Genomic DNA, 15,352 nt, shown 5'->3' on the forward strand with positions numbered 1-15,352 from the left:
CATGTCATCATCACTTATGGACTGTGCCTTTCAGACAAAGATGCAGCAAATCATCTACATGCGCAGTTGCCAGGCATTCTACGGCATCGGCGGCGCCGTAGTAGATTTTGATTTCCCCGGTATCCTCCAGGATCATGCCCCCCGGAAAAATAACATGATTGCGGAAGCCCCCATCGGTCTCATAATCGGCTTCCGGGGCAAGCAGCGGCGTCTCCGCCATGCCGATGATCCGGCTGGGATCGGCAAGATCCAGCAGTAAAATGCCTGACGTATAGCGCTTCTTCCAGCTGTCCTCCCAGCCGTTCTTGCCCCTGCTGGGATCGATGTCCACGGCATGAAACAGGGTCAGCCAGCCTTTGTCCGTTTTGACGGGCGGAGCGCCGGGGCCTACCTTGTCATTGGCATAAGCTACATCTTCAACCGCCAGCAGCAGCTTGGAGTTGCCCCAGTATTTCAGGTCAGGCGAGTCGCTCATCCACATGTCAAAGCGGTCTATCCCGCCCCGGCTGTATACAGGCATCGGGCGCTCCAGCCGCACGTACTTGCCCCCGATCCGCTCCGGGAACAATACCATGTTGCGGTTATCCGGCAGCGACAGGCTCAGCACCTCGAAGGATCTGAAATCTTCGGTGACGGCGATGCCGCCGCGCAGCCCGTGCTTGGTATCGACCGCAAAGCACATATAACATTGTTCGCCGATTACCGTTAGACGCGGGTCATACACGCGGATGACCTCTTCATCATGCCAAGACCAGCACGGTTCCGGCTGCACATCCCACTTTATGCCGTCATCGCTGAAGGCCAGCCCAAGATTCGTTGTATGATGAGGGGCAACAATCCCTTTAAGTTCATCACCGTAGTCATTGCGAAAAACCATCACATATTTGCCTTTAAATTTGGTAACGCCGGCATTAAAGACCAACGCCGGACCGTAGGGCACATCACCCGGAGTCAGAATCGGATTCGCGGCATGCCGGGTCATGATCGGGCTGGAAAACAAAGGTCCCACAATAATATCGCTCATATGCATCAAACTCCTTGTAGATGTTGTTCAAAAAGTCCAATTTTGATCACGAAGTGAATCAGGAAGTAATTCGGCATCGAATCTTGCATTCATTCGTGCCTTCCGGTGCTCACGTACCCAAAACGTACGCTCCGCTCCTCAGCCCCTGGCTTCATCCAACCTTCTCGGTGCTGAAAACCGGCCTTTTTGAACACGCACTTGTATAATGGAATTATGAAATTAACCTTTGACTGAACCCGCCGTCACTTGAATAAAGGATTTGTTCGCCACAATATAAGCGAGAAGCATCGGCAGAATCGACAGGCAGGCTCCCGCCATCATCAAATGGATCTGCATGGCTGCGGAAGAACCGTAACGGAGATTCGCCAGCCCGACGGTGAGCGTCTGCAGCTGCGGATTCGTCATTGTGAACACCAGCGGCAAAATGTATTCGTTCCAGGCATGGCGGAAAGCAAACAGCCCGGCCACGCCAAGCCCCGGTGTCAGGAGCGGAAGAATAATCCGGAAGAAGGTTCGAACAAAGCCGGAGCCGTCGACCATGGCCGCTTCGTCAAGCTCGCGGGGAATCGCTTTGAAGAAACCCAGCAGCATAAAAAAGGTGCTGGAATGAGCGCTGATCAGAATCAGGATCACGCCCCACAGCGTGGTATTCAGTTTCAGCGCGACCATCAAATCGAATTGCGGGCGCAGCACAATCGCACCGACGGATATAAACATCATCGACGCCTGCGTCGTCACATACAGGGATTTTCCTGGAAAATGGCGGCGGTCCACCACGTAAGCCGCCATGGCAGCTACCAGCAGGGTGCCTGCGGTAACCATCATGCTGACAAAAGCGCTGTTCCAGGTATAGCGGGCAAAATTAGCCTGCTTCCAGGCTTCGGCATAGTTGACGAACTGCAGCTTGGCCGGCAGCAGGCTCCCGCCGGTCATCATTTCGGCTCCGGTCTTGAGCGAACCGGACAATGTCATCAACAGGGGAAATAATGTCAGTATCGCCGTTATCAATAAGAACAGCCACATCACCGTACGGCCCGCAATTCTGCCTATTTGACCGGAAGGCGGGCGGACGGCGTTGTTGCCGCGCGCATCCGGCTGTTGGGGTAAAACCTGTTTGTTCATCTGCTGATCCTCCTGCACGCCTGCAGCCGTTCATGATCAACCGATCTGCGGCGTTGTTGTCAAATCGTAAGGGCCTTCGCTAAATCTAATAAAGCTTGTTCATTTTACGGCTTAATAAGAAATACAAGCCCGTGATCGCTCCCACAATAACAGCGGTTGCGAAGCCTACGGCGCTGCCATATCCAAGCTGCTGCTCCACAGGCGAACCCGTGGAAACCGGAAACAACAGTTTATACAGATAGAGGTACATGACCTCGGTTTTGCCGATTGGTCCGCCTTCCGTGATGAGCATAATGCTCTCATAGCCTTTCAGGGATGCGATGATCGCAAGCATAACGACCAACTGGGCAACCGGAGCCAGCATCGGAAGCGTAATGCTCCAGAACCGTCTTCCGGCATTCGCGCCGTCCATGGCTGCACTTTCGTACAAATCCTGCGGAATGCTCTGCAATCCAGCCAGAAACAGCAGCATATAGTTACCGACCGCGCCCCATACCGCCACAAGAATGACGGTAAGCATCGCATGCTTTGGGCCGAGCCAGTCGATGGGCTGCGAGACAAGATGCAGCTTCATCAATACGGTGTTTACCATCCCGTTATAGGAATTGAAGATCGTATAGAACACCACGGAGATAACCGCGGTGCTGATAATCGTCGGCATAAAATAGATCCCGCGCAGCAGATTTCCGCCCCGCAGCTTGCCGTTCAGGATGACCGCGAGCAGCAGGGACAACGGCAGCGTCAACAGCAGCTTGCCCCCGGCATAGATAAAGGTATTGCCAACCGATTCCCAGAACAGCGCATCGCGCATCAGGCGACGGAAATTGTCCAGACCGACGAACAGCGCATCGCCATATCCCGCATAGTCATAAAACATATAACGCAGCATCCATAACAAGGGATAGATGCCCAGAGCCAACGTCAAAATGATGCTAGGGGACAGAAACAGAGCATTCTCCCCCAGCCGTTTCCATTTCATACTCACGATTCGTTCCTCCTTCGGGGAAAGAAAAGGGGCAGCCGCCAAAAAAGTGTGCGGCAGCCCCATCCTAGCCTGTTATTCTCCCTGCGGTTTCGTTGGATCAAAGGCAGGGTTCGGCGTTACAGTGACCTCGCCTTTCTCCACCGCCTTGGACAATGCGGCGTTGTATCTTGTGTTTAAATCCTCCGTAATCGCTTTCAGGTCTTCATCGGTAAGGATATATTTGAAGAAAGCGTCCGCATAGGTGGAACCCTCCGGATTAACGTTTGGCGAAGCAGGCCAGAGCGAGTCGTGTTCCCCGACCAGGAAGCCTTCCATGCCATTGATCTCCGGATCTTTAGCCTGTTCTACAATGCTTGGCACAATGGCAATGCCGAAGCCTTTTTCATGATAGGTCTTCAGAACCTCATCGCCGTACATATACTGCATGAATTTCCAAGCCGCTTCCTTATTGGCCGATTGGGCGCTGATGCCGAGCCACGTTCCGGCGGACACGATTTCGGAAGTTCCCTTGATCTCACCGTCCAGCGTTGGAGCCAACGCGCCCCCCCAGTTGATTTCGGTCGGGAATTGATCCATGTACACACCCGGCTCGGTCGAGAAGGAAAGATACATCCCGATTTTGCCTGCGGCGAATTGGGCGCGCAGCGGGTCGATGTCCAGCGCTTCCGCTCCAGGCAGAATGCTTCCGTCTTTATGCATTTGCTTGAAATATTCAATGACCTGCGAGTAAGGCTCGAAATCGAATTGGCCAGTTTTCAGATCAAAGCCAAGTCCCTGATAACCGCTCAAGGAAAGAATCTCCCGTACGGAACGGTCAAATGCTTGCTTCGGATTTTTGAAGTTCAGCGCAAAACCATAGATGCCCTCGGCCTTGCCGACTTCGGTAATTTTCTTGGCATCCTCCACCATTTCCTGCAGCGACTTCGGAGGATTCTCGATGCCCGCTTTGGCAAAGAGATCCTTGTTGTAGACCAGTCTCATGGTGAGGCCGGTATTGGCGAGCGAGTACACCTTGCCGTCAAAACGGTTGACATCGTCGATCAGCAGGCTGCCGAACTTCGCTTTCAAGTCATCGGTAAGATACTCGTCAATCGGCGCGAGATACCCTTTTTTGACAAATCCGGATGTATTGGCGCTCTTCAGACGCAGCACATCCGGCGCTTGGTTGCTGGAAAATGCAATGTCGACGCTTTGCGCGTAATTCTCGGACATGACCGTCAGTTCCACCTGGATGTTATCGCCGTTAGTTTCATTGAACTTGTTGATTAATTCCTTGATATACTCTTGGTCATGACGGTCGTCAGTCCAGTATTTAAGCTGTACGGGTTGGCCCGTCTCGGTTGATGGTGCTGCCGTTCCGCCGTCAGACTTGCCATTCGTCGTACCCCCATTGCCATTGTTGGTGTCGCTCCCGCCGCAGCCTGCGATTCCGGCGGCCAGAATGAGGCTCAGGCCGAGACTTAACCATTTTTTTCGCATACATTCTACCCCTTTGATTAACGTTTGTATTGTGAGCTCGTTTTTTATTATAGAATCCTGTACACGGAAAAGGAGTGAGGCAAATTCACTCTCAAGGGATAGAATTCTATGGTCTCCTGCAGCACTCGCCTCATGTCTCCGGCCGGTCCATGTGATAGCCCGCCCTGAATTCCGACGGTGTCTGGCCGGTGATCTTCTTGAACATCTCGCTGAAATATCTGCGCTCCTCATACCCTACCGCCGCAGCCACCTCCTGCACCTGCGCTCCCTCCACCAGCAGCAGTCTCGCTTTTTGAATGCGTTCCGAGGTGATAAACTGCGTGACCGTCATCCCGGTCACCTGCTTGAACAAGCTGGAAAAGTAACTGGCGCTTAGATGCACATGGGCGGCACATTCGCCAACGGTAATATCTTCGGACAAGCGGCCCTTGATATAGCCTATGGCATGATAAATAACCTTCTGCCCTTCGGATAAGCTGTTTCGGCGAACCAGCTCGGCTCCCTCCGTGCACAAGCCATGCAGTTGACGCTGCAAAGAAGCCAGCGGCAGCCCCGCCGTCCCTTGTACTGTTCTGAATTTCTGGATCATCGGCTGTATCTCCGAATATGGTACCATTTCGTAAAGCGTGCGAATCGCTGAAGCAGCCAGCTCATCGTACAGGCTGAGGAGATAATCCGGATTTTGCCGCGAGATCCGTTTCTGCAGCGCTTCCGAAATTGCGGACAGAATCGCGTCCGTCCGGACGGCATTCCCGGAACGAAGGGCCAGCAGGAGCTCGTCCTTGTACTCCAGTGCCAGCGGCTCTTGGCTTCCGCTCTGATGGATATCGTCATACATAATGGCGGCATTGCCTTCAGTGAATAAGTGATGGGAGAGCGCCCGATGAGCCTGGCGATAAGAATCCGGGAGTCCGCTGATCTCCTCCACTCTGCCGCCGACCCCGACCGAGACCGTAAATTTGGTGTATCGTTCAATATTCCGGCAGCACTGTTCGGCAATTTCGATCGGACTGGACGGTCCTGAATCGTTCAGTACGGCCAGGTACTGATCATGACGGGCGCGGAAAAGAACGCTGTGCGCATAATGGGCAAGCGTCTCCTGCATAATATTCAACAGCGAGAACCGGATCAGCTCCATCTCCTTCACGGACTGCTCGGCAACTCGCTCCTGGAAACGATCAATTTCAATCAGCATCACCACGAAGCCGCGCGGTTCAAGCTGAATATTCAGAAAATCCCATCGTTCCGAGGCCTCTTCCCATGAAATGCGGTGATTTACGAGCAGTCCAAAGTATTCCTGCCTCAGCGCCGGCATGCTCTCGCGAAGCTTGTTCTCCATTTCCCTCAAACTTATCCGTTTGGACCTCTCTTCCATAACCTCTGCTTTGGCTCGCAGCACAGCGGACATCATATCTTCTTCTGTGAAGGGTTTCACCACAAAATCAAACGCCCCCAGCTGCACTGCCTGCTGCGCATAGTCAAAGTCGGCATAGCCGCTGATCAGAATGACCTTGCAGCTGGGGTTCTCTTCCAGAACCAAACGAAGCATGCTCAACCCGTCCATGATCGGCATCCGGATATCGGTAATAACCAGATCCGGACGCAACTCGCTGATCAGCTTCAGCCCCTCCTCTCCATTGTTCGATACACCTGCGACCCGAATCCCCTGCTCTTCCCAGTTCATGGCGGTAAGCCCGTCCACCACGCTTTTAATATCATCGATAATGCAAAGACTGATCGCTTCAGGATTGCTCATCCAAATGCTCCCCTTTCTTGGGCAATGAAATCCATATTTCGGTTCCGCGTTCCGGCGCACTGTCTACGTGAAATTCCGCACCGTCCCCATAATAGAGCCGGAGCCGCCGGATCAAATTGGATACCGCATACCCTTTCTTCGATTCCAGCCAAAAGAGCGAGCGCACTTGGGTCTCGTCCATGCCGCTACCGTTATCGCGCACGGCAATCATCCAGCGCTCCCCATCTCCGGCAATTTCGATCTCGATCCGGCCGCCGTTCTTCATGTCACGAAAACCGTGCAAAATGCTGTTCTCCACCAGCGGCTGCAAAATGATGCGCGGAATCGAAAGCGATGACACCTCCGGTTCGCGTACATGGATCTCATAAGAGAATAAGTCCTCATAGCAGCTTAACTGCAGTTCCAAATACTGGCGCACATGCTCCAGCTCTTTCGACATTGTCGTAATTTCCTGACCATTGTTCAGCCCGAGTTGGAACAGGCGGGAGAGCGACATGACCATTTGCTGCGACGGTTCGATCTGCTTCAATTTCAATTTCCAGTAGATGGTGTTGAGCGTGTTGTACAGAAAATGCGGGTCCATCTGCGCCGACAGCGCCTTGATCTCTGCAGTTCGCTTATGCGTCTGCGCTTCCGTAACCTCATCAATCAACACCACAATCTGTTCCAGCATCCGGTTAAACCGAAATCCCACTTGAGCCAGTTCATCTCCGCTGCCGCTCTCAAATCGGGCGGTCAGATCGTTGTTCTCGACCCGCTTCATCACCTTCAGAAGCCCTTGCAGCGGCTTCAGCAAATAGCGTGAAAATGCGCCAGAAATCAACGTGGTAACGGTAAAAGCAGCCAGCGTAACCCCGGCGATCAGCCATTTGACGTATACCATGTCCTGGAGCACGTCGGCCCGGGAACGGATGGTGGTCATCGTCCAATCCGCTATGCCAAGACGGGCATAATTTAGCAGATAGGTTTGGCCGTCCAGATCAAAAGGCTGACTTCCCTCCGAACGGTTCATCATGCCACTCAAATCTCCCGTCTCCACCGCCTGCCTGACCAGCGGTTCCTTCACGGGGTAAACCGTCTCTCCATCAGCGTTAAGCAAGAAGCTGGACGCTCCTTCTGCAGTGTTTCCCTGAACCAGCTTGCGGAAGCCGTCCTCACGGATGTTCACGACAATATAAACACCGCTGACCGGTGTGTCAAAGATCGGCTCCAGAATAAGCGAAATGACGCGTTCCTTGCCAGAGAAGAGCATGTCCTCATGACCCTCCACCCACAGGTTCTTTTTTTCCTGTTCGATGCGCGCATACAGTATGGTATCCTCGAATGCGGTGAACCGATTACGGTTCATGGACGAAGGATAAAATTCGCCGATCGGCGTAAATACGTAGATCGATTGGATAAGCGGCTCGGCAATCCGCGCCTGCGAGAAAACGTTATCAAGATCGTTCAGATGCGTGTAATATCTGCTGGCATCCCCGGAGGCGGCATCCTTCAGCATGTCGTAGAAAGGCTGGCTGATCATAAACGTCATCATAATCAGCATTAGTTTATTCAGCTTCTCATCCACGATCTGTGCGGACCTGACCACCGTGTCCTGCGTGAGCTTCAGTGCATTCTTTTCCAGCGTGGCAGCCGAGATATAATAAGACAATCCTCCGGTCATCAGGACAGAAAGCACGATGACAGCCAGAAAAGCGACCTTGAGTTTGTTGCGGAACGATTGCCTGCGAAGATACTCCAAGCTTTTCACGCCTTCCGTTACATTTTATTCTTTGATTATGTCACTGCATCCCCTGTACGACAATGCAAAAAAACGAAGCTGTCCCGAGCAGCCATTCATGGCTTTAGGGGCAGCTCCTTCGTATGATCCTATTAACGCTGACCGACCTGTAGATCGGCTCTTATTGACATGGTACGGGACGCCGTAATCGTTAGATCGGACCAGGTGCCAGTACCACGGCATCATCAAAAGCTACGCCTGCCGAAGTGGTCCGAAATCCTATTTTTCCTGCTGTCAATTCCGTCTCGGGATTGGTCCATTCCACTTTTAATTCCCCGTCCACATAACCTTTTATCGTATTCCCTTGAATGGAAGCCTTCATCGTATACCACTGGTTCGACTGAACAGAGAATGGAGTGCTGGATACAAGGGTCATGACGTTGTCCACGGATTTGTACAACTCCAGCTTTTGGGCTGCGGAATGGATTCGGAACATATAGAAATTACCCGCATCCTGTACCCTGAAGAGAATGCCTGCGTTGGCATTGGTGATCGGCATTTTCGCTTTGGCTTCATACGTATAATCCGTCCATACATCCCCTGCGGTAATCAGCGCAGTGGTTGAATTATTCTGAATCAAGGCTTTTGTGCCGTCAGTTATTACATCCCATGATCCTGAAGCAGACGTCCATCCTCCGGCAGTTCCATCTTCGAAATCGTCGCTGAATCGGATGACCGTAGGATCCGGATTCACGGGAGGTTCATTCACGTCCGTGACATGGATCGTAAAGGTCTTCTCAATATACAGTCCGCCTGAGTCTGTGCTCCTTACCCGAATGCTGTAGCTATCCTTGGCTTCGTAATCAGGCGTTAAGGCTAGAAACAACTTATTGTCCGAAATGGTGAAGCTGCTGTTGTCCACATCCCCTGCCCCTGCTATCAGCATATAAGTAAATGTTTCTTCCGCATCAGGGTCGCTGGTGGAAAAGGTTCCGACCATGCCTCCCGCCGTCGTGTTTTCAACAACACTGTTGTGTGAAAGGGCAATCTCCTCTGGCGCTTTATTGAGGAGACTGACCACGGCATCGTCAAAATGGACGCCCGCCGAGGTGGTCCGGAATCCGATCCCCCCTGTTGTCAGTTCCGTTACAGGATTGATCCATTCCATCTTTAATTCTCCATCCACGTAACAGGAAATCGTGTTCCCTTGTATAATCGCCTTGACCTTATACCACTGTTTCTCAATCGCCGTGAACGGCGTACTGTTAACAAGCGTCAATTGTCCATTCACGGATTTGAACAACTCCAGCTTTTGATTTGAAGAATTGATTCGATACATATAATAGTTGTTTGCATCCTGGACCCTGAAGACAATCCCTGCGTTGGCATTGGTGATGGGCATTCTTAATCTGGCTTCATACGCGTAATCCGTCCATGAACCTCCGCTATTCGCGGTAATAAGGGACCTGGTTGTCTGGCTTCCGCTGGACAGCACTTTATTCGCGCCGACTGTCGGTACGGTCCATCCCCCTGTAACCGACGTCCATCCCGTCGTATTTCCGTCTTCGAAATTGTCGCTGAATAGCGGCGGCTTGGAATTGGCAAAGACGATACCGGTTACATTGTTATTGACGGTAACATTCAAGTCGTTCAGGGTTGTTGCGAGCTTGCCTCCAACATAAATATCTGAGAACGTGACACCTCTAACCATTCCGCCTTTGGTGGCATTCCCGGAAAGTCTGGATTTCTGAGAGCCCGTCTCGCGAACATTGATGTTCTTTAATACAACATTGCTTATATCACCGGAAGTACTAGTGGAAACCCCAAGCCAATAGTTCCCGAATTGATTGATCCCGACTCGTTCGATATCGATATTTTCAAACGTAATATTTTGGGCGTAACCTTCCTCCGGGAGCGTATTCAATTGGTAACCATGATCAATAAGCAATGCTCGGGCGCTTTGATACACATACGAATTTCGGATGGTTACGCCGATTTGCGGCTGGGCTACCCCCATGCCAATCTTGAAAGCCGCGCATCTTGTCCATGCAAAAGCGTCATCAAAGACCACGTTCTCCAAATGTTCAAGCTCGCCCGGCCAATCTTTGGACATTCCCGTCTGCAGCCATGTTTTAGTGGAATACGTGTCATCATCCGAGATGGCAATCGAATGCTGAACAAGCACGTTCTGACTTTCATTAATATCGATAACGTCATTCTCGATTTTGTATAAATCCTGGAATCCCTTAAGATTCTTTATGGTCACATTATCGGAACGAACCACCATAAACGACCAGAAGCCGCCATCCCGTAAGATTAGACCGTCAAAATTAAAATTTGAAGTTGCAATCGGAACCAGCAGGTTATTCAGGAACCCTTCATTCTTGTTCGGCGCCGGCATCTTCCGTTCGCGCATCGCGATGCCTTTGCCATCAATGGTTCCTCGCCCCCGGATCGTGATATTGCTGGAGTCTACGGCGGTCCGTATAAAATACGTTCCATCCGCATTTCGTGAATCCTTGCGGAAATCAATCACATAGTCTTCGCCCTTGCCGGTGCCGACGATGACAGCGCCTCCGGCCAGGTAAAAGGTCACATTGCTTTTTAATGTCAGGTTTCCGCTTTTATAGACACCGGCCGGAATGAATACAACGCCGCCGCCGGCTTGATGGGCGTCATCGATCGCCTGCTGAATCGGACCCGATGCCAGCGATGTACCCGTGTTATCCGCGTGGTATGGCGACTGCGTCACATTATAAATCCCGGCACCTGTGGACGGGGGAATATCCGTCTCCAAGGGATCTGCTGCGATAACAATCTTCTTCCTCTGGTCATTGATTTTCACGATGACATAGGTTGAGGATGAAAGCGAGAAGGTCAGCTTGTTCCCGTTGACCGTGCCTTCGATGTTTTTGGCCTGAGGACTGATGGAGTATGATGTAATCGGCACATTGTTGGTAACTTCGATACGGACCGTCCCGGAAAAGGAAAATTGAGCATAATCATAATCCGCCAGATAACTGATTACAGGAATCGCTTCGTTATTCGCTTTCAACGAAAACACGCTGGATGCGGTATAGATGGATGGCATCGGGTAATTTTGGATCGTCGCGGGAGCATCGGCGGTCTGTGCCAATGATGCCGGATCAGCGGCATCCGTCATATCCATTGAAGAAATTGAATAGCTATCGATTTCTGCTGCACCCGCAGCTCGGGGTGAGAATCCTGTGATCATTATGGCAAGCACAACCAACAGACTAACTGCTTTTCTTGTCATGGTAAGTATAAATACCTCCTCAAGATTATTCATCCGCCCCACGATAACAAGGCAGCGCAGCTTCTGTTCTCCCGGTTTATTCTTGCTTGTTCTAATGTGAAGGCGCTAACATTTTATCGGAAGCAAGCAGCCCGCTATCTGAGTTCACTCCCCCCTCCATCCAAACTTTTCATGGTCACGATGAATTATAATCCCTCCCCATAAAAAAAGGAGTGGGGCAAACCCATTCTCCAGGGATACATTTTAACTGTTCTATAACGCCTGCCGATTCGCCGGCAGCCATAGCGTTGCGGGAATGAAGATCTACGCAGACGCTATCTCTGTTGATTGCTGCCAAGGCACGCTTCCGATAAATCGTCGTAGGAAAGAACTCCCAAAGTCATGTGCTTAAAAGTCCCCACCTCCAAAATTTCATGGCCCATGCGATGCAGAAGCGATATTGCGGCGCGAAAAGGGCCTGAGCCGGTGCTGATGCGCTGAATCCCTAGCGCTTCAAGTTCATTTACGGAAGGCATTCCCGGCCCGGCCAATACATTTATCGGACAGCTTATTTCATGGCGCAGTGTTTGGATGTCGGAGATTTTCTGGATTCCGGGGACAAAAATACAATCTGCCCCGGCTTCCTGGTAGGCATAGGCCCGCTTGATCGTCTCTTCAAGCCTCCCTGCAGGCGGCATAGACTTGATCCAGTAAGCATCGATCCGGGCATTGATAAAGAGAGGAAACCCCATGGAATTCCCCAGCCTTCGGATCACGGCTAATTTGTTTTGCTGAAGCAAAATATCATGCAGCGGCGCTTGTCGATCCATGCTGCTGTCTTCCATGTTAATCCCCGTCGCGCCTGCCTTGATCACCTGCTTAACCGATTCTGCGACTTCATCAGGCGTCTGTCCATACCCGTCTTCCATATCCACGGTAACCGGAATATCCACGGTTTGCACGATCCTGCGGACCGTATCCAGCATCCTATCGAAGGGCATATTCCGATCCGCATACCCATGGGAAACCGCTATGCCGGCACTTGTCGTGCCAATGGCCTTGAAGCCGCACTTCTCGAAAGTTTTCGCGCTTGCTGCATCCCATGCATTGGGCAAAATAAAGAAATTAGAGTGAAGCTTTTTAAAGGCGGTAAGCTTTTCAAGCTGTTTTGTCATGTCCATGCCATACCTCTCCCCATCTATATTCGACTGGCGTACTTTTGTATATAGTATAAACCGAGTACTATTCGATGCTCATCGAAATATGGAATGCACATTGAGTTCCAAAGTTCCAATAATAAATGGGCAATGCATACAACCTTAGTTCGGTACTCAACCAGACTAAGGTTGTTGGCCCCCAGGGAATATTAATAATCTATCAGACGGCCATTATCGTTCCATTGACCGTACATTTTGTTTTCTCTCGTGTTGGCTATGAATTTGTCTAATCTGCTCTTAAATAATTCCGGCTGATATTTATAGCTTTGTATTGTGTCGATCCGAACTCTTTTGTAAAGATCCGGAAATGCCATGAAATTCTCAAATACTTGCTTTTCCTCCTTGAGCCTTTGTTCAATGACCCCATCTATTCTGAAAGAACCCGGATCCATGTCAGGAAGAACCCTCCTGCCTTCGTCACTCATGAACCCCAACTTTTCGAGGCGTTGGACACGTTCTTTATTCAATTCGGTCCAGGAGCTTTTTTTACTTCTAGGAGACAGTCTCTGGGCCAGCTCGGTTTCGGACATTTTCTTTTTAATGCCATCAATCCATCCAAAGCATAAAGCTTCCTCAACGACGTCCAAATATAACAACATATCAGGGGTTGGCGTCATACTAACCAAGACCCAGCAAGACTTCTCGGTCTTGCCATGGTTCTGCAGCCAAATCCTTAAATCCTCTCTCGATTTTGCTGGAATGACAGGCTCAAATTTCATAGCTATCCCCCCTCCTCCTTTCTAATGAAAATATCAAAACATGGCCTTTCATTGGAAGGCCATGTTTCGAATGCGCTACTGTTTGTTTGAAATGACTTTATCCAGGAAGCGATCTGCTTCACGATTAAATTTCCAGGCAACTCCGAATTTATCAACCAGCATTCCAAAACACGAAGACCAAGGAGTATTGGATAACGGCATCACAATATGGCCGCCAACAGACAATTGGTTAAAGTATTCTTCCAATGCTTGTTTATCCTCCATGACTAGACCAATAAGTATGTTGTTTCCTTTCACCAACTCACCCGTTACCGCCTTCATGGAAGGCAAAATATCCGACATCATGATTTTCCCGCCTGCAAATTCTACCGAGGACTCCATAATCATATTGAGTTCTTTTTCTGGTAATGGATCGTTTGGATCCTGCGAAAAATCCTTAAATTTCACTTTTTTTACCTCGTTCGCCTGTAGAGCCTCCGAATAAAATTCAATCGCTTCTTCGGCGATTCCATCAAAGTTCAAATATGCAATAGCTGACATACAGTTGTCCCTCCTTCTTTTGATAAATGAAGTATAATTTATTAGTGGTGACAGACGCATGTCACCATTTAAAATTTATACCAAAAGAGGGGCAGCTATGGAGAAGGTTGAGAGGTTAATATCCATTATTATGATATTGCTGAAAAAAGATATCGTTTCTACAAAAGAATTCGCACAATTATTTAATGTTTCCAAAAGAACGATTCTTCGCGATATGGAAACACTGAGCTTATCCAACATTCCCATCTATTCTGTTCATGGAATTCATGGCGGATACGGTATTATGGATGAATACAAGGTGGATAAGCGGCTTTTAAACAGCTCCGACTTAGAAAATATATTGACTGCGCTCGGCGGATTGGAACAAATTCTAATTAGCGAGGAAGTTGAAATCACGATTAAAAAAATGGAGGCCATGGTTCACCCTATGACACTGAAAGGTTCAGTCCGTCTATCATTTTATGATTGGGAGGGTCGGTCCGAAATTCTTCAAACCTTGAAGGCATGCCAAGAATCGATAATAGGGAAAAAGTTAATTTCATTTGATTATATAGACAAAAATGGCATGATCACGAATCGAATCGTCGAGCCGTATCAGCTTCATTTTAGCGAAACGAGTTGGTATTTGAAGGGATTCTGTTTACATCGTCAGAGCTATAGAACATTTAAATTATCCAGGATCGATCATCTCAATATGAATGAAGAAACCTTTAACCCGAGAGATTATGCATTAGAACAAGACGCAGCCAGTTATCAGCCGCAACTAGTCGCCATTAAAGCGTTGATTGCGCCCGGCATAAAAGATCAGTTTATTGAAAGGTACGGTCGAAAGAGTATTGAAAGCCACAGTTCTGAATATTACCTGGCCACCATCCATATTCCTCAGAACCCTATTGGATTTCAATTTTTAGCAAGTTTCGGAACAAATCTAAAAATCGTAGAACCTCAATCGTACGTGGACGAGTTTCGCAATTATTTGCTTAAAATGGTCGATAAATATTCTTAATAAGGTCCTTTCAAATGAACATGTCGGTGACTTGCATTGAAATAAATTAATCCTGCTCCCACCCGGTTGGAGGAATTCCCTCGACGGCCAGCTGGGCTTGAAGGACACGGAGACAGGCCAATTTTTTATGGTGAAATGTATATACTTTAAAACAAAAAAAGCCGCATTTCTGAACTGCACCCCAATTGTTAGACACATCTAACAGTTGGAGGTGCAGTTTTTTATGACTAAATTTACTAAGGACAGCAAATTGGCATTAATTCAAGGGTATGACTCGGGTCTTCTATCTCAGTCAGAATACGCAAATCAAATGCGCGTTACCAAGTCTCAATTCCAATATTGGTTAAAGCTCTATGAGATGCATGGTGAGGCCGTCTTTACTAACGGCTATACAAATTATCCGGCAAGCTTTAAACTGGACGTACTCAATCATATGGCTCAATCAGACGCTTCTCTCATGGATACCGCTGCATTGTTTAAGCTTCCGGACTTCTCCATGTTGTATTCCTGGCAGAGAAAGATGGAGAC

The 15,352-nt window shown here is 49.5% G+C and carries 12 protein-coding genes; 2 read left to right on the forward strand and 10 right to left on the reverse strand.

Going from position 1 to position 15,352, the window contains the following annotated elements; genetic code table 11:
* Nucleotides 1–10: 10 nt before the first annotated feature.
* The 10 genes from BMX45_RS28380 to BMX45_RS28425 all read right to left on the reverse strand — a co-directional run bounded on the left by BMX45_RS28380 (nucleotide 11) and on the right by BMX45_RS28425 (nucleotide 13,818).
* A complete protein-coding gene (locus BMX45_RS28380; RefSeq protein WP_090913848.1) occupies nucleotides 11–1,024 on the reverse strand; it encodes a glycoside hydrolase family 130 protein in 1,014 nt (337 codons plus the stop codon).
* Between the two features lie 219 nt (nucleotides 1,025–1,243).
* On the reverse strand, nucleotides 1,244–2,146 hold the full coding sequence (locus BMX45_RS28385; RefSeq protein WP_090913850.1) for a carbohydrate ABC transporter permease: 903 nt from the start codon (nucleotides 2,144–2,146) through the stop codon (nucleotides 1,244–1,246).
* Between the two features lie 85 nt (nucleotides 2,147–2,231).
* Nucleotides 2,232–3,131 carry a carbohydrate ABC transporter permease gene (locus BMX45_RS28390; protein WP_090913886.1) on the reverse strand — a complete coding sequence of 300 codons (900 nt, stop codon included), beginning with the start codon at nucleotides 3,129–3,131 and terminating at the stop codon, nucleotides 2,232–2,234.
* Between the two features lie 72 nt (nucleotides 3,132–3,203).
* On the reverse strand, nucleotides 3,204–4,610 hold the full coding sequence (locus BMX45_RS28395; protein ID WP_090913852.1) for an ABC transporter substrate-binding protein: 1,407 nt from the start codon (nucleotides 4,608–4,610) through the stop codon (nucleotides 3,204–3,206).
* 130 nt (nucleotides 4,611–4,740) lie between these two features.
* Nucleotides 4,741–6,366 (reverse strand): response regulator, encoded by a 1,626-nt coding sequence (locus BMX45_RS28400; protein ID WP_090913854.1) that lies wholly within the window; start codon nucleotides 6,364–6,366, stop codon nucleotides 4,741–4,743.
* The gene (locus tag BMX45_RS28405) at nucleotides 6,353–8,107 is read right to left on the reverse strand and encodes a cache domain-containing sensor histidine kinase (RefSeq protein WP_090913856.1); all 1,755 of its coding nucleotides are present in this window, start codon (nucleotides 8,105–8,107) and stop codon (nucleotides 6,353–6,355) included. Before BMX45_RS28405 ends, BMX45_RS28400 begins: the two co-directional genes overlap by 14 nt.
* A 190-nt stretch (nucleotides 8,108–8,297) precedes the next feature.
* Complete coding sequence (locus BMX45_RS28410) at nucleotides 8,298–11,363, reverse strand: 3-keto-alpha-glucoside-1,2-lyase-like domain-containing protein (RefSeq protein ID WP_254778328.1); 3,066 nt, start codon at nucleotides 11,361–11,363, stop codon at nucleotides 8,298–8,300.
* 314 nt (nucleotides 11,364–11,677) lie between these two features.
* Nucleotides 11,678–12,523: an isocitrate lyase/PEP mutase family protein gene (locus tag BMX45_RS28415; protein ID WP_090913858.1), complete on the reverse strand. Its 846-nt coding sequence runs from the start codon at nucleotides 12,521–12,523 to the stop codon at nucleotides 11,678–11,680.
* 185 nt (nucleotides 12,524–12,708) lie between these two features.
* Entirely contained in the window at nucleotides 12,709–13,278 is a 570-nt protein-coding gene (locus tag BMX45_RS28420) for a YdeI/OmpD-associated family protein (protein WP_090913860.1), read from the reverse strand.
* A 75-nt stretch (nucleotides 13,279–13,353) separates the two neighbouring features.
* Entirely contained in the window at nucleotides 13,354–13,818 is a 465-nt protein-coding gene (locus BMX45_RS28425; RefSeq protein WP_090913862.1) for a VOC family protein, read from the reverse strand.
* Between the two features lie 97 nt (nucleotides 13,819–13,915).
* Here BMX45_RS28425 and BMX45_RS28430 point away from each other — a divergent pair, with 97 nt between their 5' ends.
* Both BMX45_RS28430 and BMX45_RS28435 read left to right on the forward strand, forming a co-directional pair.
* Complete coding sequence (locus BMX45_RS28430; RefSeq protein ID WP_090913864.1) at nucleotides 13,916–14,824, forward strand: helix-turn-helix transcriptional regulator; 909 nt, start codon at nucleotides 13,916–13,918, stop codon at nucleotides 14,822–14,824.
* Nucleotides 14,825–15,047: 223 nt separating this feature from the next.
* Nucleotides 15,048–15,352, forward strand: a 305-nt coding sequence (locus BMX45_RS28435; protein ID WP_139212508.1) for a helix-turn-helix domain-containing protein, incomplete at its 3' end; no start/stop codon positions are given.

The organism is Paenibacillus sp. cl141a, from assembly GCF_900109305.1.
Lineage (GTDB): Bacteria > Bacillota > Bacilli > Paenibacillales > Paenibacillaceae > Paenibacillus_AQ > Paenibacillus_AQ lautus_A.

Bases quoted from the DNA above. Each gene is read 5' to 3' on its own strand.
- BMX45_RS28380 (WP_090913848.1), bottom strand. From the start codon at position 1,024: ATGAGCGATATTATTGTGGGACCTTTGTTTTCCAGCCCGATCATGACC.
- BMX45_RS28385 (WP_090913850.1), bottom strand. From the start codon at position 2,146: ATGAACAAACAGGTTTTACCCCAACAGCCGGATGCGCGCGGCAACAAC.
- BMX45_RS28395 (WP_090913852.1), bottom strand. From the start codon at position 4,610: ATGCGAAAAAAATGGTTAAGTCTCGGCCTGAGCCTCATTCTGGCCGCC.
- BMX45_RS28400 (WP_090913854.1), bottom strand. From the start codon at position 6,366: ATGAGCAATCCTGAAGCGATCAGTCTTTGCATTATCGATGATATTAAA.
- BMX45_RS28410 (WP_254778328.1), bottom strand. From the start codon at position 11,363: ATGACAAGAAAAGCAGTTAGTCTGTTGGTTGTGCTTGCCATAATGATC.
- BMX45_RS28415 (WP_090913858.1), bottom strand. From the start codon at position 12,523: ATGGACATGACAAAACAGCTTGAAAAGCTTACCGCCTTTAAAAAGCTT.
- BMX45_RS28420 (WP_090913860.1), bottom strand. From the start codon at position 13,278: ATGAAATTTGAGCCTGTCATTCCAGCAAAATCGAGAGAGGATTTAAGG.
- BMX45_RS28425 (WP_090913862.1), bottom strand. From the start codon at position 13,818: ATGTCAGCTATTGCATATTTGAACTTTGATGGAATCGCCGAAGAAGCG.
- BMX45_RS28430 (WP_090913864.1), top strand. From the start codon at position 13,916: ATGGAGAAGGTTGAGAGGTTAATATCCATTATTATGATATTGCTGAAA.